This is a genomic window from Pseudophaeobacter profundi (genome assembly GCF_029697505.1).
GTDB classification, from domain to species: Bacteria; Pseudomonadota; Alphaproteobacteria; order Rhodobacterales; family Rhodobacteraceae; genus Pseudophaeobacter; species Pseudophaeobacter profundi.
This window is the reverse complement of record NZ_JARJEF010000016.1, coordinates 33,801-54,194: the sequence shown is the minus strand read 5'-3', so window position 1 is coordinate 54,194 and position 20,394 is coordinate 33,801. Positions and strand designations below refer to the sequence as shown.

The 20,394-nt window shown below is 58.3% G+C and carries 16 protein-coding genes, 1 tRNA gene and 1 riboswitch; of the genes, 15 read left to right on the top strand and 2 right to left on the bottom strand.

Going from position 1 to position 20,394, the window contains the following annotated elements; genetic code table 11:
- The first annotated feature begins 498 nt into the window (after window positions 1-498).
- Window positions 499-577, top strand: a riboswitch (SAM riboswitch).
- Window positions 578-637: 60 nt separating this feature from the next.
- The 11 genes from metZ (at window position 638) to P2081_RS18565 (ending at window position 16,172) form a co-directional block, all read left to right on the top strand.
- Window positions 638-1,828 carry an O-succinylhomoserine sulfhydrylase gene (gene metZ, locus P2081_RS18615; RefSeq protein ID WP_278924303.1) on the top strand — a complete coding sequence of 397 codons (1,191 nt, stop codon included), beginning with the start codon at window positions 638-640 and terminating at the stop codon, window positions 1,826-1,828.
- Window positions 1,829-2,022: 194 nt separating this feature from the next.
- Window positions 2,023-3,126: a GTP cyclohydrolase FolE2 gene (gene folE2 / locus P2081_RS18610; RefSeq protein ID WP_278924302.1), complete on the top strand. Its 1,104-nt coding sequence runs from the start codon at window positions 2,023-2,025 to the stop codon at window positions 3,124-3,126.
- Between the two features lie 184 nt (window positions 3,127-3,310).
- A complete protein-coding gene (locus P2081_RS18605) occupies window positions 3,311-4,759 on the top strand; it encodes a TrkH family potassium uptake protein (protein WP_278924301.1) in 1,449 nt (482 codons plus the stop codon).
- A gap of 116 nt (window positions 4,760-4,875) precedes the next feature.
- Window positions 4,876-6,114 (top strand): aspartate kinase, encoded by a 1,239-nt coding sequence (locus P2081_RS18600; protein WP_278924300.1) that lies wholly within the window; start codon window positions 4,876-4,878, stop codon window positions 6,112-6,114.
- A 40-nt stretch (window positions 6,115-6,154) separates the two neighbouring features.
- A complete protein-coding gene (ptsP, locus tag P2081_RS18595; RefSeq protein WP_278924299.1) occupies window positions 6,155-8,395 on the top strand; it encodes a phosphoenolpyruvate--protein phosphotransferase in 2,241 nt (746 codons plus the stop codon).
- 602 nt (window positions 8,396-8,997) lie between these two features.
- Complete coding sequence (locus P2081_RS18590) at window positions 8,998-11,292, top strand: bifunctional salicylyl-CoA 5-hydroxylase/oxidoreductase (protein WP_278924298.1); 2,295 nt, start codon at window positions 8,998-9,000, stop codon at window positions 11,290-11,292.
- Window positions 11,289-12,044 (top strand): SDR family NAD(P)-dependent oxidoreductase, encoded by a 756-nt coding sequence (locus P2081_RS18585; protein WP_278924297.1) that lies wholly within the window; start codon window positions 11,289-11,291, stop codon window positions 12,042-12,044. Before P2081_RS18590 ends, P2081_RS18585 begins: the two co-directional genes overlap by 4 nt.
- Complete coding sequence (locus P2081_RS18580; RefSeq protein ID WP_278924296.1) at window positions 12,041-12,502, top strand: MarR family winged helix-turn-helix transcriptional regulator; 462 nt, start codon at window positions 12,041-12,043, stop codon at window positions 12,500-12,502. Before P2081_RS18585 ends, P2081_RS18580 begins: the two co-directional genes overlap by 4 nt.
- Window positions 12,499-13,302, top strand: coding sequence for an enoyl-CoA hydratase family protein (locus tag P2081_RS18575; RefSeq protein WP_278924295.1), 804 nt, complete (start codon window positions 12,499-12,501; stop codon window positions 13,300-13,302). The genes P2081_RS18580 and P2081_RS18575 overlap by 4 nt, the downstream gene beginning before the upstream one ends.
- 82 nt (window positions 13,303-13,384) lie before the next feature.
- Window positions 13,385-14,545, top strand: a complete 1,161-nt coding sequence (locus tag P2081_RS18570) for an acyl-CoA dehydrogenase family protein (protein ID WP_278924294.1) — start codon at window positions 13,385-13,387, stop codon at window positions 14,543-14,545.
- 1 nt (window position 14,546) lies between these two features.
- Complete coding sequence (locus P2081_RS18565) at window positions 14,547-16,172, top strand: AMP-binding protein (protein WP_278924293.1); 1,626 nt, start codon at window positions 14,547-14,549, stop codon at window positions 16,170-16,172.
- Window positions 16,173-16,260: 88 nt separating this feature from the next.
- Here P2081_RS18565 and P2081_RS18560 read toward each other — a convergent pair whose 3' ends face one another.
- Window positions 16,261-16,845, bottom strand: a complete 585-nt coding sequence (locus P2081_RS18560) for an NAD(P)H-dependent oxidoreductase (RefSeq protein WP_278924292.1) — start codon at window positions 16,843-16,845, stop codon at window positions 16,261-16,263.
- Between the two features lie 163 nt (window positions 16,846-17,008).
- On the opposite strand from P2081_RS18560, the gene P2081_RS18555 reads away from it, so the two are divergent.
- Window positions 17,009-17,575 carry a TetR/AcrR family transcriptional regulator gene (locus P2081_RS18555; protein ID WP_278924291.1) on the top strand — a complete coding sequence of 189 codons (567 nt, stop codon included), beginning with the start codon at window positions 17,009-17,011 and terminating at the stop codon, window positions 17,573-17,575.
- Here the strand turns inward: P2081_RS18555 and P2081_RS18550 are convergent.
- A complete protein-coding gene (locus P2081_RS18550) occupies window positions 17,565-18,212 on the bottom strand; it encodes a glutathione S-transferase (protein WP_278924290.1) in 648 nt (215 codons plus the stop codon). The genes P2081_RS18555 and P2081_RS18550 overlap by 11 nt on opposite strands.
- 219 nt (window positions 18,213-18,431) lie before the next feature.
- Between P2081_RS18550 and P2081_RS18545 the strand changes: the two genes are divergently transcribed.
- The 3 genes from P2081_RS18545 to P2081_RS18535 all read left to right on the top strand — a co-directional run bounded on the left by P2081_RS18545 (window position 18,432) and on the right by P2081_RS18535 (window position 20,344).
- Window positions 18,432-19,004: a histidine phosphatase family protein gene (locus P2081_RS18545; RefSeq protein WP_278924289.1), complete on the top strand. Its 573-nt coding sequence runs from the start codon at window positions 18,432-18,434 to the stop codon at window positions 19,002-19,004.
- A 73-nt stretch (window positions 19,005-19,077) separates the two neighbouring features.
- Window positions 19,078-19,153: transfer RNA gene (locus tag P2081_RS18540), tRNA-Val, on the top strand.
- Between the two features lie 447 nt (window positions 19,154-19,600).
- Window positions 19,601-20,344, top strand: a complete 744-nt coding sequence (locus P2081_RS18535; RefSeq protein WP_278924288.1) for a hypothetical protein — start codon at window positions 19,601-19,603, stop codon at window positions 20,342-20,344.
- The last annotated feature ends 50 nt before the right edge of the window (window positions 20,345-20,394 follow it).

The following is a 20,394-nucleotide window of genomic DNA, read 5'->3' as shown; positions in this document are numbered from 1 at the left end:
CTGCAAAGAAAACAGGAAAGGAGACCGCAACATTGACCACATCATAAACTACAGCGCATAACTGAAGGTGGGTCAAATCTCGGTGAAAATACCGGGTCAGTTCTCAGTGACAATCAACATTCACGAGGCCAAGCAACGCCGCGAACAAGCGTCCCGCGACCGAAAAGACAAGTACGGATACTGGGCATTGAACGTCCGCTTTCTGGGCTGAAGCGGTACTCTTGAAATTATGGATTCGTTGTTGATGAGGTTGCAAGAACGTGTTTGAAAGATTTCAGACTTGCGTTGATGCTGTTTATTGCCTTAAAGCAAAAAATTCGTTTAGTTCTCCTGACTGCAAAGCTTCTCGCTGTGTAGCTTTAGGGTATGTCTTGGGGACTTTGGGATGCCTTCGAGGCATACCAATGCCCAATCTCAGGGTTGAGATATCGTGATGAGGAGCTTTCATTGATCATGCAAGCTACTGATATTGATAAAATTAAATTCTCCAGAGAATGATTTTTTGGGCGTGGTAGATTTGTAACCGGATTGCGGGCCACTATAAATAATCCGCTAAAGAGGTCAGGACGTGAAGGACCCCCTTTCGCTTGGCCGGACGGGGGTTTTTTGTTGCGCGACAGGCGCAGGAGGACATGACATGAGTGAGAGCTGGAACAACCGCACCAAACTGGTGCACGGGGGCACGCGCCGCAGCCAGTATGGCGAAGTCAGCGAGGCGATCTTTCTGACACAGGGGTTTGTCTACGATAGCGCCGAACAGGCCGAAGCACGTTTTATCGAGACTGGCCCGGATGAATTCATCTATGGGCGCTATGGCAACCCGACCGTGGCCATGTTCGAAGAGCGTATCGCCCTGTTGGAAGGGGCCGAGGATGCCTTTGCCACCGCCTCGGGTATGGCGGCGGTCAACGGGGCGCTGACCTCGATGCTTAAGGCTGGCGATCACGTCGTTTCTGCCAAGGCGCTGTTTGGCTCCTGTCTGTATATCCTCGAAGGCATCTTGTCGCGCTATGGGGTCGAGGTCACATTTGTCGATGGCACCGATCTGGAGCAATGGCGCGCCGCGGTGCGCCCAGACACCAAGGCGGTGTTCTTTGAAAGCATGTCCAACCCCACCCTGGAGGTGATCGACATCACTGCCGTGGCCAGCATCGCGCATGCGGTTGGCGCCACGGTGGTGGTGGATAATGTCTTTTCGACTCCGGTGTTTTCCGATGCCATTGCGCAGGGTGCGGATGTGGTGGTCTATTCGGCTACCAAACATATCGACGGCCAGGGCAGGGTGCTGGGCGGGGTGATCCTGGGCACGCGTGATTTCATCCGCGGCACGGTTGAACCCTACATGAAACACACCGGTGGCAGTCTCAGCCCGTTCAACGCCTGGACATTGCTCAAGGGGTTGGAAACCATTGACCTGCGGGTCAGGGCACAGGTTGAAACTGCGCTGAAGATCGCAACCGAGCTGACTGGTCATCCGGCACTGGAGCGGATGATCTATCCAGGTCTTGCGACCCATGCGCAGCATGATCTGGTGCAAAGCCAGCTGCAGGGCAATGGCGGCACGGTGTTGGCGCTGGATCTGAAGGGCGGCAAGGAAGCGGCCTTTCGGTTCCTCAACGCGATGACTATCCCGGTGATTTCAAACAACCTGGGCGATGCAAAATCCATCGCCACCCATCCGGCCACCACCACCCACCAGCGGCTGCCCGATGCACAAAAGACTGAGCTGGGTATCACCTCGGGCCTGGTGCGTTTCTCTGTCGGACTGGAGGATGCGGGCGATCTGATCGCGGATCTGACCCAGGCGCTGGTAGCGTCGCAGGGCTAGGTTACAGCCATCTTTGGCGCCCTCTTTTCACGCGAGAGGGGGCGCCGCTTGGTGAGCCTGTTTTCACCCAAGGCGTCAGAACCGGGGGTGAACCTGCCGTATTTGCGTGATCCATTTTGAAGTTTGCCACGTAAAGGTATAAATAGATTAGGTGGCTGCGGGCATTGCGTGGCCAAATCGGAGAGCTGTGTGCAATGAATATCCTCAACCGTGATCTGCCTGATGTCCCGGATCAGCAAGAGGCCGAGGCCGCCTTGGCGCTGCTGCGCAAGTGGGCTAAAACAGTCACGCCGACCGAGCTGGCACAATTGGATCCGGCCCTGGCGCGGCTTTTGCCGGGGCGTGCGGTCAGCAATTATCCCGATCTGGCACGCAGCTACCCACAGGATTTCAAATCGGACGAGGCCTATCGCGCGACCCTGCCCGATCTGCAAAATGGCCCTGCCAGCCTGATCCGTGGCGCGAAAGAGCAGATCCAGCATGTCGGCATTTCCAATTTCCGCCTGCCGATCCGGTTCCACAGTCGTGATGGGAACGATCATACATTGGAAACCAGCATAACCGGATCTGTCAGCCTTGAGGCCGGTAAAAAGGGCATCAACATGTCCCGGATCATGCGATCCTTTTACAAACACGCCGAAAAAACCTTTAGCTTTGAGGTGATGGAGGCCACGCTGAGCGATTACCTTACGGATCTGGACAGTATGGATGCGCGGCTGCAAATGCGGTTTTCCTTTCCGATGCGGATTGAAAGCCTGCGTTCTGGTCTGTCCGGTTATCAGTATTACGACATCGCGCTGGAACTGGTGCAGACTGGGGGGCAGCGCCACAAAATCATGCATCTGGACTATGTTTATTCTTCGACCTGCCCCTGTTCGCTGGAGCTGAGCGAACATGCCCGACAGGCGCGCGGCCAGTTGGCAACGCCGCATTCGCAACGTTCTGTGGCGCGGGTTTCGGTGGCGCTGAATCCCACAGGCGGATGCCTGTGGTTCGAGGACCTGATTGGCCATTGTCGCCAGGCGGTACCAACCGAGACTCAGGTCATGGTCAAACGAGAGGATGAGCAGGCCTTTGCCGAGCTGAACGCCGCCAATCCGATCTTTGTTGAGGATGCCGCCCGGCTGTTCTGCGAGGCCCTGCAAGGAGATTCGCGCATTGGTGATTTCCGGGTCGTTGCCAGCCATCAGGAAAGCCTGCACAGCCACGACGCGATCAGCATCTTGACCCAAGGGACGCTGTTTGCGCAGCAGAGCCTGGATCCGAAACTGTTTTCAACCCTGATCCATCAGGGCTGATCCTGTACAGGAATTTACAGGCGCCGGACCTGAAAGGCCTATTATTGGCGCTTTTAACCGCTGTGCGGCCCTGTTTGGGCGGGTGATGGCATCTGCTTTGCAGCGTTGCCCGGCTGCACGTGACACAGTGGATGCGCCGCCTGTGCCTTGACAGTTTCGCCGTGGCGGGCCAACGCTCCCTCTTATGTTGGATATTCGACCCGTTGGATATGTGATCGGCCTTCTGGTTGTGATCTTGGGGGGCATGATGGTGTTCCCGTTTGTTGCCGATCTTCTGGAGGGGCGGGGCCACTGGCCTGTGTTTTTGGAAAGCGGCATCATTACCATGCTGGGGGGCGCGCTGATCGCGCTCAGCTGTGGCAGCGCCACACAAAAAGGGCTGTCCATTCAGCAGACCTTCTTGCTGACTACCCTGGTCTGGGTTGCCCTGCCGATATTTGGTGCGCTACCCCTTATCCTTGGGGCGACCGAGCTCAGCTTTACCGATGCGTTTTTTGAAGCCATGTCCGGTTTGACCACAACCGGGTCAACGGTGATTTCCGGTCTGGATGATCTGCCCAAGGGGCTGTTGCTGTGGCGTGGTATCCTGCAATGGCTGGGGGGCATCGGCATTATTGTGGTCGCCATGGTCTTTCTGCCGGAGCTGCGCGTCGGGGGGATGCAGATCTTCAAGTCTGAAGCCTTTGATACAATGGGTAAGATCCTGCCTCGGGCGCAGGCGATTGCAAAGCAGATCGCACTGATCTACCTGGGCCTCACTGTGACCTGTATGGTGGTCTATATGGCGCTGGGCATGGGCTCTTTTGATGCGCTGGTTCACGCGATGACCACGATGTCGACCGGTGGGTTTTCCAATTATGATGCATCATTCGGCGCCTTTTCCGGCCCGCCGGAATATGCAGCCTCTGTTTTCATGATCCTCGCGGCGTTGCCTTTCGTGCGCTATGTACAGATGATCAATGGCCAGGCGAACCCGCTGGTTAGTGACAGTCAGGTGCGGGCATTCCTTGGCACGATTGCCATCCTGGTCGTGGTGACCGCCGCCGTCCTGGTCAGCATATTTCCGCATCACCCCGAGCAGGCGGTGCGTGAAGCGCTGTTCAACATCACCTCCATCATATCCGGCACCGGCTATGCCAGTGTCGACTATATGAAATGGGGCAGCTTTCTGATCATGGTGTTCTTCTTTGTCGGGCTGATCGGCGGCTGTGCGGGCTCTACCGCCTGTTCGGTCAAGATCTTTCGCTATCAGCTGCTCTTTGCCTCTATCCGGGTGCAGATCCAGCGTATCAGATCGCCGCATGGGGTTTTTGCCCTGCGGTTTCAGGGCCGCACTGTCGGGCCAGATGTGCTGAGCTCGGTGATTTCCTTTTTCATGTTCTTTGTGGTGACAATGGGGATTGTGGCCTGGGCGCTGGCGCTGACTGGGCTGGATTTCATCACCGCGATTTCCGGTGCCGCCACGGCGGTGGCGAATGTGGGGCCTGGCCTGGGGGATACCATCGGTCCGGCGGGCAATTTCGCCTCGCTGAACGATGCGGCAAAATGGATCCTCAGCAGCGCCATGCTGATTGGTCGGCTAGAGCTGATGGCGGTTTATGCTATTCTTACAGTGCGGTTTTGGCGCGCCTAGGCGCCGCAGTGGGTCATTGCGCGCTTGTATCGCTACAATCCATAGCCTTGCCCTTGAAACCACAAGCCCCTATGAGGCATTGATCGGAAACAGCGAGCGCACGGAGACTTTTGCCCATGCCCGTTCTAGTAATGAAATTTGGCGGCACCTCGGTTGCCAACCTCGACCGGATTAAACGCGCGGCCAAACGTGTCGGCGTCGAAGTGGCAAAGGGCTATGACGTCATTGTCATCGTCTCTGCCATGTCTGGCAAGACCAATGAAATGGTTGGCTGGGTCAATGAGACCTCGCCGCTGTTTGACGCCCGCGAATATGATGCCGTGGTGTCATCCGGGGAAAATGTCACAGCCGGATTGATGGCGCTGACCCTGCAGGAAATGGATATTCCCGCCCGCAGCTGGCAGGGCTGGCAGGTGCCGTTGAAAACCACCAGCGCCCACAGCCAGGCCCGGATCGAAGAGATCCCGCCGGAAAACATCAACGCCAAGTTTGGCGAAGGCATGCGTGTTGCTGTGGTGGCAGGCTTTCAGGGGATCAGCCCCGAGGGGCGCATCACCACCCTGGGCCGAGGCGGGTCTGACACCACCGCCGTGGCCTTTGCCGCCGCGTTCGAGGCCGAGCGCTGCGATATCTACACGGATGTGGATGGGGTCTATACCACCGACCCGCGGATCTGTGGCAAGGCGCGCAAGCTCGACAAGATCTCATTTGAAGAAATGCTGGAATTGGCCTCGCTGGGGGCCAAGGTGCTGCAGACCCGCTCGGTAGAGCTGGCGATGCGCTACAAGGTGAAACTGCGCGTTCTCTCTAGTTTTGAAGAACAATCCGACGCGGCGGGTACGCTGGTCTGCGATGAGGAGGAAATCATGGAATCCAATGTTGTGGCCGGTGTGGCCTATTCCCGCGACGAAGCCAAGGTGACGCTGATGTCGGTTGCTGACCGTCCAGGCATCGCCGCGACCATTTTCAATGCGCTCTCTGATGGGGGCGTCAACGTCGACATGATCGTGCAGAACATCTCGGAAGATGGCCGCACGGATATGACCTTTTCCTGCCCAACCGATCAGGTGGGCCGTGCCGATCAGGCGCTGATGAGGATCAAGGAACAGGGTGAGCTGAACTACGCCGAACTGGTGGCCGATGAGGATGTCGCCAAGGTTTCTGTTGTGGGTATTGGCATGCGTTCGCAGTCAGGTGTTGCGGCCAAAATGTTCAAGGTACTCTCTGATGAGGGGATCAATATCAAGGTTATTACAACCTCTGAGATCAAGATTTCCGTTCTTATTGATCGGAAATACATGGAACTTGCAGTCCAAGCACTGCATGATGCTTTTGAATTGGACAAGGCAGCCTGATCACGGGGCTGCCTGCCACAAAAAAATGTGAACAGGGCCCATGGTCGAAAGTACTGAATCTGAAAGTCGCAAGCTGCTTGGCCGCTTGCGCGAGGCTATGGCCGGGGACAACCCTGGCCAGGCCCGTTTGGACAAGATCACCCATCTGATTGCCGACAGCATCGGCACCCAGGTGTGCTCGGTCTATCTGTTTCGCGATGATGACACGCTTGAGCTCTGCGCAAGTGAAGGTCTGAATGTCGAATCCGTACACCAGACCCGGATGCGCATTGGCGAAGGTCTGGTGGGCCGGGTTGCCAAATTTGGCAAGGTGATCAACACGCCAGATGCCCCCAACGCCAAGGGGTTCCGCTATATGCCGGAAACCGGAGAAGAGCGGTTTTCTTCCTTTCTTGGTGTGCCGATCCAACGGCTTGGCGAAATGCTTGGCGTGCTTGTGGTACAGTCGAATGATGCCCGTGAATTTTCGTCAGATGCGGTCTATGCGCTAGAGGTGGTGGCCATGGTCATCGCCGAGATGACAGAGCTTGGGGCCTTTGTCGGCGAGGGGGCGGCGTTGTCGCCGCTGCACCAGCAGGCAGTTCTGTTGTCCGGTACTGCCGCGCAGGAAGGCGCCGCAGAGGGTCATGTCTGGCTGCATGAACCACGTGTGCTGGTCACCAACCCATTCGCCGACGACCCCGAGCGCGAGCAGGTGCGGCTGTGCGAGGCAGTGGAACACCTGCGCATGGGCGTCGACAAGATGCTGGAGATCTCGCAAAACGGCGATAAGGAACAGCTGGAAGTCCTTGAGGCCTATCGCATGTTCGCCAATTCCAAGGGCTGGATGCGGCGGATGGAGGAAGATATCGCACGCGGGCTCAGCGCCGAGGCGGCGGTGGAAAAGGAACAATCCCAGGCCCGCGCCAGGCTGTCGCAGGCGCAGGATGCCTACCTGCGAGAACGGCTGAGCGATCTGGACGATCTGTCCAACCGGTTGCTGCGCATTCTGACCGGGCAGGGGGCCGAAACCGGGGCTGATCTGCCAGAAGATCCGATTCTTGTGGCGCGCAACATTGGCCCGGCGGAACTGCTGGAATATGGCCGCAACCTCAAGGGCATCGTGCTTGAGGAAGGTTCGGTTGGATCGCATGCGGCGATCGTGGCACGGGCGTTGGCTATTCCACTGGTAGTCAATGCCAAACGGATCAGCACCGAGGCCTTGAACGGCGATCATATCATGGTGGATGGCGAGCAGGGCGTGGTGCACCTGCGCCCCGACGATACCGTGGTCGGGGCTTTTCGTGACAAGATCGCCATGTTGGCCCAGGCACAGCAACGCTATGCTTCGATCCGCGACAAACCGGCGATAACTCTGGATGGTCAGAAGATCAACCTGGTGATGAACGCAGGGCTGATGGCGGATCTGCCGTCGCTGGAAAATTCGGGGGCCGAGGGTGTTGGCCTGTTCCGCACCGAGCTGCAATTTCTGGTACGGAACCAGATGCCCCGGCGTTCGGAACTGGTGGCCCTGTATAAACGGGTGCTGGATGCGGCGCATGGCAAGCGGGTTGTCTTTCGAACCTTGGATATCGGCTCTGACAAGGTGCTGCCCTATATGAAGCCCAACGACGAGCCGAACCCGGCTTTGGGGTGGCGCGCGATCCGGGTGGGGCTGGACAAGCCTGGCATCATGCGGATGCAGTTGCAGGCCTTGATGCGGGCCGCAGATGGGCGGCCTTTGACAGTGATGTTTCCCTTTGTTGCCCAGGCCGAAGAATACCGCGCGGCGCGCGATGAGGTGACCAAAACACTGGAGCGCGAGCGCATTCTTGGCCATGCTCTGCCAGAGAGCCTTGAGATCGGCGCAATGCTGGAAACCCCATCTTTGGCCTTTGCCCCGCAAAAGTTCTTTGACGATGTTGGTTTCGTCTCGGTGGGCGGCAATGATCTGAAGCAGTTTTTCTTTGCAGCCGACCGCGAGAATGAACGTGTGCGCAAGCGGTATGATAGCCTGAATGTGAGCTTCCTGAGCCTGATAGAGCAGATTGTTGAGCGCTGCGCCATCTCGGGTACCCCACTGAGTTTCTGTGGTGAGGATGCCGGCCGCCCCATCGAGGCAGTCTGCCTCGCGGCAATGGGGATGCATACGCTGTCAATGCGGCCTGCTTCAATTGGGCCCGTTAAGTCTTTGTTAATGAGAGTTAACTTGGCTGATCTGCGGCGCGTCATCTTTGCCTCACGTCATCGTGGCGACCAATCGGTTCGCGAGGCGGTTATGCGCTACCTGCGCGAAATCTGACCTGCGCCCCAGGCTCATCGCCCCGAGGTAATTCTGCGTCGCCCGCCTGGTCTGGCGTCAGTTTTCTGCGGCGCGCGGGGGGGTATTATCCGGTTTTATTGTCGCCTATTCACGCTTTTCGTCTGATTTCCTGGGTGGCGGGGTTGTCTTTTGTCGTAGGTATCTGCGCGCTTTGCGCAAAAAAGTGGCAAAAAATTACCATTTCTCAACTTTTCTGGTGATCTTGGCTTCTCTGGTCGAAGCTTGCGGTGAGCAAGGGGGGTAAAAACCTGGGTGCTGCCCGAAATTTGCTGTATTTTATGCTTCATGCCGCGGTGATGATTATGGGTTATTCCATTTCCCTGCCAGATTTTGCACTTAAGAGTGTCTCTTAAAATATTGTTAAAGATAGTTAAAATGAAAATACCCATAGGGGGCTGTGGATATTTCAAACAGCCGTTTTACCCGGGGGGCTTGGGCTGCCACGCCGCGCGGGCAAATTTTGGCTGGGGCGCCTTGCGGGCCTGATCATCGAATTAACTTCAAGCCTGAAACTTTAAGCTTGAAGTTTTAACGCGCCAACCTATCCTGACTACACAATCTACTTCCAGGGAGAATGGGTCATGAAAGTCGCATGTTTAGGAGGCGGGCCAGCCGGGCTCTATTTTGCAATCTCGTTGAAGTTGCGGCAGCCCGAGGCCGAGGTCACGGTGTTCGAGCAGAACAAGGCCGACGACACCTTTGGCTGGGGCGTGGTTCTGTCTGATGACGCGCTAGAGAACCTGAGCAAGAATGACCCTGCCAGCGCCCAGTCAATCAAAGAGAATTTTGCCTATTGGGATGACATTGCCGTGGTGCAAGAAGGCGTCCGCACGGTCTCTCAGGGGCATGGCTTTGCCGGGATCGGCCGTAAAAAGATGCTTTTGATCCTGCAAGAGCGCGCCCTGGCGCTTGGCGTTGACCTGCGCTTTGAATCCCGTGCGAAACCCGCCTCAGACTATCAGAAAGACTATGACGTGGTGGTGGGGTGCGATGGGCTGAACTCGGCGGTGCGGAACGAGTTTGCCGATCACTTCAAACCCAATGTTGATGTGCGCCCCTGCAAGTTTATCTGGCTGGGAACGCATCAGAAATTTGATGATGCCTTCACCTTTGTCTTTGAAAAGACCAAACATGGCTGGGTCTGGATCCATGCCTATCAATTTGACGACAACACCGCGACGGTGATTGTCGAATGTTCGGGCGAGACCTGGGATCGCTGGGGCTTTGAGGATATGTCCAAGGAAGAGATTATCCGCACCTGCGAGGAAATCTTTGCCGATCATCTGGGTGGCCACAACCTGATTTCCAATGCGGATCATTTGCGTGGGTCCGCGGTTTGGATCAACTTCCCGCGGGTGCTCTGCGATAAGTGGCACCATGAAAACGTGGTGCTGTTGGGGGATGCCTCTGCGACCGCGCATTTCTCGATTGGCTCTGGTACGCGGCTTGCCTTTGATAGCGCCATTGCGCTGGCAGAGCTGCTGAGCTGCGAGGACAGCCTGGAGCGCGCCTTTGAGCGTTACCAGGAAGAGCGGCGCCTGGATGTATTGCGGCTGCAATCGGCGGCGCGCAATTCGTTGGAATGGTTCGAGGATGTGGAACGCTACCTGGATATGGATCCGGTCCAGTTCAACTATTCCCTGCTGACGCGCAGCCAGCGTATTTCCCATGAAAACCTGCGCCTGCGTGACCCGAACTGGCTGAAATCGGCGGAAAAGTGGTTTCAACACAAGGCTGGTGTGCCTGCGGATGCCCCAGTGCGTGCGCCGATGTTCGCCCCCTACCAGCTGCGCGATATGCATCTGAAAAACCGCATCGTGGTCTCGCCGATGGCGCAGTACAAGGCGGTAGATGGCTGCCCCACCGATTGGCACCTGATCCATTATGGTGAACGCGCCAAGGGGGGCGCCGGACTGGTTTACACCGAAATGACCTGCGTCAGCCCCGAGGGGCGGATCACGCCAGGCTGTCCGGGTCTTTATGCGCCCGAACATGAAGCGGCCTGGACGCGTCTGGTAGATTTTGTTCATCAGGAAACCGATGCCAAGATCTGTTGCCAGATCGGCCATTCCGGGCGCAAGGGGTCAACACAGGTTGGCTGGGAAACCATGGATGCGCCACTGCAGAGCGGCAACTGGGATCTGGTCTCTGCCTCGGCGTTGCCATGGTCGGATCAAAACACCACCCCGCGTGCGATCAACCGCGCTGAAATGGACCAGGTCAAAGGCGAATTTACCGCCGCCGCCGAGATGGCAGCGCGTTGTGGATTTGACATGATCGAACTTCATGCGGCGCACGGCTACCTGATTTCATCGTTCATTTCTCCCAAATCCAACATTCGGCAGGATGAGTACGGCGGGTCGCTGGAAAACCGGATGCGCTACCCGCTAGAGGTCTTTTCTGCCATGCGCGCGGTCTGGCCGACGGACAAGCCGATGTCGGTGCGCATCTCTGCCACGGATTGGCTGGGGGCGGATGGGGTCACCCCGGAAGAGGCGGTCGATATCGCGCGCGCCTTCTCTGAAGCGGGGGTTGATATTGTCGATGTCTCTGCCGGGCAGACCTCGGTTGAAGGTCAGCCGGTCTATGGCCGCATGTTCCAGACACCGTTTTCCGACCGGATCCGCAACGAGGCGGGCCTGGCCACCATGGCGGTGGGCAATATCTACGAGGCCGATCACGCCAATTCCATTCTGATGGCGGGGCGGGCCGATTTGGTCTGTGTCGGGCGTCCGCATCTGGCGGACCCCTATTGGACCCTGCATGAGGCCAGCAAACTAGGGGATCGGGCGGGCACATGGCCGCTGCCCTATCTTGCCGGCCGCGATCAGGCCTGGCGACTGGCTGACCGCGAAGCAGAGGTTATCCGCGCATGAGCTTTGCTGGCAAACATGTTGTTATCACTGGTGGTGGGTCGGGGCTGGGGGCGGAACTTGCGCGCCAGTTCGCTGCGCAAGAGGCCCGCGTTACCATCCTTGGGCGGCGCGCAGAGGCCCTGCAGGATGTGGCAACAGAAACCGGCGCCCTGCCGCTGTCCTGCGATGTCACGGTGCGGGACAGTCTTGATCAGGCGATCAAGGCGGCCACAGCCGAGCAGGACGGGGTTGATATTGCCCTGGCCAATGCGGGGGCCGCGCCGTCAAAACCGTTTGAGCGTATGACACCGGAAGATTTCACCGGTGCGCTTGGGGTCAATCTGTTGGGGGTGTTCAATCTGTGGCAGGCCTGTCTGCCGATGATGAAGCAGGCAGGCTGGGGGCGGTTGATCGCCATTGCTTCAACAGCCGGGCTAAAGGGCTATCCCTATGTGTCAGGCTACTGTGCGGCCAAACATGGGGTGCTGGGCCTGACCCGCGCCCTGGCGATTGAGCTGGCCAAGACGGGGGTGACGGCAAATGCGCTGTGTCCGGGCTTTATCGAGACACCCTTGCTCCAGAACTCGCTTGAGACCATCGTGAAAACCACTGGCATGTCACCGGAACAAGCCGCAAAATCACTGCGCCGTGGCAACCCACAGGATCGTTTTATCCAACCGGGTGAAGTGGCCGAGGCCGCATTGTGGCTGGCAAGCGTTGGCGCCTCTTCGGTGAATGGGGCGGCGCTGCCGATTTCAGGAGGTGAGATTTGAGCGAGACGGATATTGCAAAAGACCGGCTGCGGCTGTGGCTGCGGGTGCTTAAGGCGACGCGCAGTGTGGAAACCGAACTGCGCGAAAACCTGCGGCAGGGGTTTGCTACCACGCTGCCGCGCTTTGACGTGATGGCAGCGCTGAGCCAGCATGTCACCGGGCTGAAGATGAGCGAACTGTCCAGCGTGCTGAAGGTGTCCAATGGCAATGTGACCGGCATTGTTGAGCGTCTGGTAGAGGATGGCCATGTGCTGCGCGAAAAAGTGCCCGGAGACCGGCGCGCCAGCCGGGTGCGCCTGACCCCGGAGGGGGAGGCGGAATTTGCCCGCCAGGCAGCCGCGCATGAGCAGTGGATTGATGGAATTTTTGCCGATGTGGCGCCTGAGGCGGCACAGGGCATGGCCGAGGCGCTGGATGCAGTGGCCCGGCGGTTGGAAAACAAGGATGAAACGCAATGACCCAGGTGGATACACAGCATTTTCTTTGCAAGATTGAAGAGGGCATCGCCACGGTGTCTCTGGATCGGCCAGAGCGCAAGAACCCGCTGACCTTTGACAGCTATGCTGAGCTGCGCGACTGGTTCCGCGATCTGCACTACAATGACGCGGTCAAGGCCGTGGTCTTTGCGTCCAATGGTGGCAACTTCAGCTCGGGGGGGGATGTGCATGAAATCATTGGCCCTCTAACCAAGATGAGCATGAAAGAGTTGCTGGCCTTCACCCGGATGACCGGGGATCTGGTCAAGGCGATTGTCAACTGCGGCAAGCCGGTCATTGCGGCGATTGATGGCATCTGCGTCGGGGCTGGTGCCATTATTGCCATGGCGTCTGATTTGCGGATCGCGACGCCAGAGGCAAAGACCGCGTTTTTGTTCACCCGCGTGGGGTTGGCTGGCTGCGACATGGGGGCCTGTGCGATCCTGCCGCGGATTATTGGTCAGGGCCGCGCAGCGGAGCTGCTGTATACAGGCCGATCCATGAGCGCTGAAGAGGGCGCTGCCTGGGGGTTTCATAACAAGCTGGTGCCGGGCGAAGATCTAAACGCCGAGGCTGCGGCCCTGGCAGCGCGGATCGCGGCCGGGCCGAACTTTGGCAATATGATGACCAAGACCATGCTGGCGCAGGAATGGTCGATGTCGATCGAGCAGGCCATCGAGGCCGAAGCCCAGGCGCAGGCGATCTGCATGCAGACGGCAGATTTCGAACGTGCCTATCATGCCTTTGTAAACAAGGAAAAACCGGTTTTTGAGGGCGATTGATCGGCAAGCCGCAGCACGTGGTGCAGCGGTTGGATGCCTCCGGCGGAGGTATTTTTGGGAAGATGAAGAGAAGGGGTGACAGATGGCAGACCGTACATATTTGAGCTGGCCATTCTTTGAGGACCGGCATCGGGCGCTGGCGCATGAGTTGGACCTTTGGGCCGAGCAGCACCTGAGCGGCATTGATCACAGTGATGTCGATGAGGCCTGCCGCAGTCTGGTTGCTGCTTTGGGTGCGGGCGGCTGGGCGCAGCACAGCGGCGCAATGACGGGCGAGAGCCTGGATGTGCGTAGCCTCTGCCTGATCCGTGAAACCCTGGCGCGCCATGACGGGCTGGCCGATTTTGCCTTTGCGATGCAGGGGCTGGGAACCGGGGCCATTTCTCTCTTTGGGTCGGCGGCACAGCAGGCGGAATGGTTGCCGCTGACCCGCAGTGGCAAGGCGATTTCGGCCTTTGCCCTGACCGAGCCGCAGTCTGGATCCGATGTGGCAAATTCCACGATGACGGCGCATTTGGATGGCGATGACTATGTGTTGAATGGGGAAAAGACCTGGATCTCCAATGGTGGCATCGCCGATGTCTACACTCTGTTCGCCCGCACCGGAGAGGCACCGGGTGCCAAGGGGCTGTCGGCCTTTGTTGTACCGGCGGGTCTGCCTGGGTTTGAGGTGGTTGAACGGCAGCAGGTCATTGCGCCGCATCCCTTGGCCACCCTGCGATTTACCGACTGTCGCATTCCCAAATCCGCCCTTCTGGGGCAGCCGGGGGGGGGGTTCAAGATTGCCATGTCGGTGTTGGATGTGTTCCGGTCGACTGTCGCTGCGGCGGCGTTGGGGTTTGCCCGGCGCGCCCTGGATGAGGCCTTGGAGCGGGTGTCATCCCGGCAGGTTCAGGGGGCGGCGCTGTTTGAATTGCAGATGGTGCAGGGCCATATCGCGGATATGGCGCTGGATGTGGATGCGGCGGCGCTGCTGGTGTACCGCGCGGCCTGGGCGAAGGACAGCGGTGCAGCGCGCGTCACCCGCGAGGCTGCTATGGCCAAGCTGTTTTCCACTGATCAGGCGCAGCAGGTCATCGACAAAGCGGTGCAGTTGCATGGGGGTGATGGCGTGCGTCATGGTCAAAAGGTCGAAGAGCTATATCGTGATATCAGGGCGTTGCGCATCTATGAGGGAGCATCGGATGTGCAACGGGTGGTGATTGCCCGGCAAACCCTAGGTGCCTATCAGGGGGGCAAGTGAGATGCTGAGCGCAAGTGCCCATGCTGATACCTTTACCCGTGACAACCTGCCCCCCGAGGCACAGTGGCCGGAATTCCTGCTGGAGGGGTTTGACTATCCCGAGCGGATCAATGTTGGCGTCGAACTGACCGATGCCATGGTCGAGAAGGGGTTTGGTGATCGCACCGCCCTGATCGGCAATGGACGTCGCCGCACCTACAAGGAGCTGAGCGATTGGACCAATCGGCTGGCCCATGTGCTTGTGGAGGATCTTGGCGTGAAGCCGGGCAATCGGGTGTTGATCCGTTCGGCCAATAATCCTGCCATGGTGGCCTGTTGGCTGGCGGCGACCAAGGTGGGCGCGGTGGTGGTAAATACCATGCCTATGCTGCGCGCCGGAGAGCTGGGACAGATTGTCGACAAGGCAGAGATCAGCCATGCGCTCTGCGATACCAGGCTGATGGACGAACTGGTCACCTGCGCCAAAGAGTCGACCTATCTGAAATCGGTTGTCGGTTTTGACGGGACATCCAATCATGATGCCGAGCTGGACCGGCTGGCGCTGGAAAAACCGGTTCACTATCATGCGGTTGAAACCGGGCGGGATGATGTGGCGTTGCTGGGCTTTACCTCGGGGACTACGGGATCGCCGAAGGCGACGATGCATTTTCATCGCGATCTGTTGATCATTGCCGATGGCTATGCCCGCGAAGTGCTGGATGTGCAGCCCGAAGATATCTTTGTCGGCTCGCCGCCGCTGGCCTTTACCTTTGGTCTGGGCGGGTTGGCGATCTTTCCTCTGCGCTTTGGCGCGGCGGCGACGCTGTTGGAAAATGCCTCACCGCCCAGCTTGATTGAAATCATCGAGAAATATCGCGCAACGGTCTGCTTTACTGCACCGACGGCCTATCGCGTGATGCTGCAGGCGATGGAGGAGGGGGCGGATCTGTCATCGCTGCGGGCGGCGGTTTCGGCGGGAGAAACCCTGCCAGCGCCGGTTTATGAGGATTGGATTGCCAAGACTGGCAAGCCGATGCTGGATGGTATTGGTGCCACCGAGATGCTGCATATCTTTATCACCAATCGCTTTTCCGACCACCGCCCGGCTTGCACCGGCAAGCCGGTGGCGGGCTATCAGGTGCGGGTGCTGGATGCTGACGGCAACGAGGCCCCGCGCGGCGAGGTTGGCCGCCTGGCGGTCAAGGGTCCGACCGGTTGTCGCTATCTCGCCGACGACCGGCAAGAGATCTATGTTAAGGACGGCTGGAACGTCACGGGCGACAGCTTTGTCATGGATGAAGACGGGTATCTGCATTTTGCCGCCCGCAATGACGATATGATCATCTCGTCTGGCTATAATATTGCCGGCCCCGAGGTCGAAGCGGCGCTGCTGTCGCATGAGGCCGTGGCGGAATGCGCGGTGATCGGGGTCCCGAATGAGGCCCGCGGAGAGATCGTCGAGGCGCATGTGGTGCTTTCGACCGGAGAGGTGCCCTCGGGCCATCTGGTCAAGCTGTTGCAGGATCACGTCAAGGCCAGCATTGCCCCCTTCAAATATCCTCGCTCGGTGGTTTTTACCAAAGAGTTGCCAAAGACCGAGACCGGAAAGATCCAGCGGTTTCGTTTGAAAGACACGTCGCGCGGGTAGGGCCTGAACTGGGGGCCTGAACTGGGGGGGCGGGCTGCGTGGGAATATCGCGCAAGGCCCGGCCCCTATTATGCGGAAAGGTGCCGGATCAGGCGGCCTTTGCCGCCAGTTTCTGCGCCTGCGCCAGCCAGCCCGCGACCGCCTTGGGTTTTGGCTGCGACGCCGGGGCAAAGAATGAGGTCTTGACCGGCTTTAGCCCGATAAAGCCAAGGATCTGACGTTCTGTCTGCCGCAGCATGGCGTTGTTATACATCAGGGACATGGCCCATTTTGGGGTGTCCGAGGTCATGAAGACCCGGCCGCTGCGTCCTTGCAGCAGGGGGGCTGGCAGGCCCATCTTGGTGTTGCGCGGATCAAAGGCGGTTCCCGGCAGTAGGGCGCGATCAAACAAGCCTTTCAATTTTCCGGGCATTCCTCCCCACCACATTGGCGTGGTCAGGACAAAATGCTCGCTCCATTGCAGCTGGCTGACAAAGGTTTCCAGGTCGGGTTCCAGGGGTTTGGTCTGGGCGTAACCGGCAAAGCCGTAATCCATATCAAAGGTCAGGTCATGCAGATGGCTGATACGGACCTCATGCCCATTGGCTTTGGCGCTGCGTGCATAGGTGAGGCTCAGCTCCTTTGAGAGAGAGGTTTCGGCAGGGTGGCCATTCAAGATATAGATCCGGGTCATCGGTATCTCCAGTAATTGACTGCGGTCATTTATTCGACATTAATGACTGCGGTCAACATTTAAATGACTAAGGTCAATTTATATGTGAGCCGTGCCAGAGGAGTCGTGACCCGGTTTGACCCTGTGGCCTGGACGTGGCACCTAAGGCTTCATGGTAAAACAGTTGCAGAAACGAACCCTAGAGACCCGCGCCCGGCTTGTGGCGGTGGCCACCGATCTGGTAGCCGAGCAGGGCTATGCAGCGCTGCGCACCGAGGAAGTGGTCAAGCGTGCAGGCGTTGCCAAGGGCACTTTCTTTGCCCATTTCAAGGATAAAGACGCCCTGATGGACATCTTGATCGGCACCGCGATTGACCGGCAGTTGGATCAGATGGCGCAGAAAGCCGCGCCTGAAACGGTGGCGGATCTGGTGGCATTGCATGCGCCTTTGCTGACGGTGATGACGCAGGAACGCTATGTCTTTGATGTGATTCTGCGGCTGTCAGGGGCCGCTGCAATTGCTGAAATCGGTGTGATTGCCACCACCTTTGAACGCTATCACCGCTTGGCAACACGTTGGTTTGAAACGGGTCATTTTCGCCGCGACATTGATGCAGAGCTACAGGCAGAGGGGTTGCAGGCCTTTCTTACCCAGGCCATGGCGCTGCATTTCTGTGCGTTGCATCGCAGCCAGCCCATGGCGCAACGGATGCAGCTTTACTTGCAGGCCTGGTTGCAGCCTAACGTGTAGGCTGGGCAGGGCCTTCAGCGTCAGGAAAGATCGTCGGCGCATCGCTTGCGTGCCATTGCGGGTATTTATGCATGATAGCCGCAAAACGGGGGCTGATCAGAAAACGCTGCAACCAGGCCTGCAGGGCGGGCCAGGGCTGGCTGTCAAACCAGGGTTTGTCGATGAATGCGAACTGACGCACGAAGGGCAAAATCGCATAGTCCGCTAGCGTGGCCTCGGCAAAGATCCAATCCTCGATCTGATCGTTCAGCTGCGCCAGAAACTCTGCGGCCAGTTCTCGCTGCTCTGCGCTGTCCTCTTCGGGGTAGCGGCTGGCGTATTTTGTGCGATCCAGCGCCTGTTTGAACGGTCCGTCGGCGCGGTTGATCCAATCCCATCCCGCCTGTGGCATGTCCAGCCAGCGCTCTGGATCGTTCTGGCGCAGAGCCCAGGCCATGATGTCGAGGCTTTCGTCGATTGCGCCTTCAGGTGTCACGAGGCAGGGCACGGTCGCACTGTCTGAAGCCTGCAAAAAGGCTGCGGGCTTGTCGCGTAGCACCACCTCTCGCAGCTCTACTTGTTGCTGGGCTGCGGCAAGGGCCAGCCGGGCGCGCATGGCATAGGGGCATCTGCGAAAAGAGTAGAGCGTGCAGGTCATCACGGTATCGCCAGTGTGTTTCAGCACCGCGCCGAGGAAGGGCGGGCCATCTGTGGGTGGAGGCTGGCAACAAATAGATTTTCTGCACCGCTGTCGAGAGGCGCAGGGGGCTTGATGCGAGACCTGTGCGGCTTGGCTTGGTGCGGGGGGTGCTTTCTTTCTTGGCAAGGCGGCGCTAACAGTATGGAAATTCAATCAAGCCACGGGGATAGGCAGCCAATGACGACTTTTCCAAAAATCTGGTTTCTGCGCCATGGGCAAACCGAATGGAACGCCGAATTGCGCATCCAGGGGCAGTTGGAATCTTGTCTGAGCCCCCTGGGCCTGACCCATGCACAGCAGCAGGCCACCGTGATGGGCCCGATTCTGGCTCAGTCGCCTGCCTGCTTTGTCTCGCCGTTGGGGCGGGCGCAACAAACGGCCGAGATCGCCCTTGGCGGTAAGGGCTATGCCACCGATTCCCGCCTGGCCGAGGCCCATGCCGGCGATCTGCAAGGCATGACACTGCCAGAGGTCGCAGCGCGCTATCCCGCCATCTGGGACAGCAATCCCAGGCATCTGGATCTGTTCTGCGCCGCGCCCAATGGCGAAGGCTATGGGCGTTTCCACGCCCGGATCCTGTCGTTCATGCAGTCTTTGACAGGCCCTTCTGTGGTGGTTGCGCATGGATTGCTGGGGCAGGTGCTGCGCGGCATTGCCCAGGGATTGTCACGCGAGGAGATGGCGGCGCTGTCGAATGAGCAGGGCTGCGTCTATGTGTTGGAGCACGGCAAAGAAGAACTTTTGAAGTAAGCGGTTTTTTTTGAAAGAAATGCCTTTTCCCCTCTTGCGTCCGTCCCGCTCTTTGTCTAAATCCCCGCATATCGGGTGATTAGCTCAGTTGGTAGAGCGCTTCGTTTACACCGAAGATGTCGGGAGTTCGAGCCTCTCATCACCCACCATCCAACCCCTTGATAAATTTAATTAGATTCAGGGGTTGGGGCTGGCCTGCAAAATGTGCCGCAGCTCCCCGAACCGCGTCCTGTATTACCTGAATTTTCGGATCAGAGCGCAATCCAGTATCTTTGCCGTATCTTGAATCTGATCCGGTGCAGATCTGGCGTCGGTTTGACAGTGGGGGGGCGCCCTGCTGGACTGCCCAGGGCGTTGGGTAACCTTTCCAGTGGCCCCGCATTTGAGACCATTGCAGCAGCGCAGAGTGGCGAATCGTGTGCAGGGTCACGTCGTCCAGCCAGGCGTGCAGCTCCCGGACGGGAACTGGCGGGCCGTTCGCCCATTTCTGGGCGGCTGGGCAGGGGGCATCTGCGTGTTGCTGCCCCTGTAAGCCAGTGCTAAGTTTCGGCAAAATCTAAAACCACCGGATGTTCATATCCATAGGAGAGAGACGCTTGCCTGAACCTCGTCCCACTTTAACCCTGACGTTGCGCCGCACTGGCGGGACCTCTCTGCAAAGCTTTCTCGCGCAGGTCTCGCCGTTCCGAAGTGTTGAACACGAACCGTTCAATCCTGACAGGATGTGGGGGCATGTTGTTAAAAAATTCCAGGACGGCAGGGACCTGGTCGCGCTTGAGGCGGATATTGACGCGCTGCTGGAGGCAGAGGTCAATGTAAAACACTGCATCGAGGTTGTGCCCCCCGAGGTAACAAAAACCCTGATCAAATGCGCAAAAAAGCGGGGGTATTTCTTCATTGTCCTGACGCGTCGCGATAGCGTGCGCCGCTTGCGGTCTCTCTTTATGGCGATGTCGACAGGTGCCTGGGGGCCAGAGCAGGAAGAGGCGCGCTATCCGGGGATTTTGTCCGGGGAATTCAAGGCAACGCCCGTCAACCTGGAGAAGGTCAAAAGGCAATACTGGAATGACCAGCTGATGTTGGGGCGTATGCTTTCGGTGCTGCGGTATCAGAATGTTTCCTACCAATGGCTGGTGTTTGAAGAAATCTACAAAGGGGAACAGCCAGTTTCTGTGCATGCGGCAAATCTGGCGCGGCAGATCGGCATTGATGTGTCTGGCGAGGGGGACAACCTCGACAAGCTGAATGAAAAGGGCAAGCAGAGCTCGCATCATATTGAGGATTTCGTCCCGAATTACGACGCGATGATGACGACCCTGAAGGAAGTCTGCATCGATTGATCGGCTTTTGCTGCATCAGGCCGCACTCCGGATTGGTAAATCCCGACCAG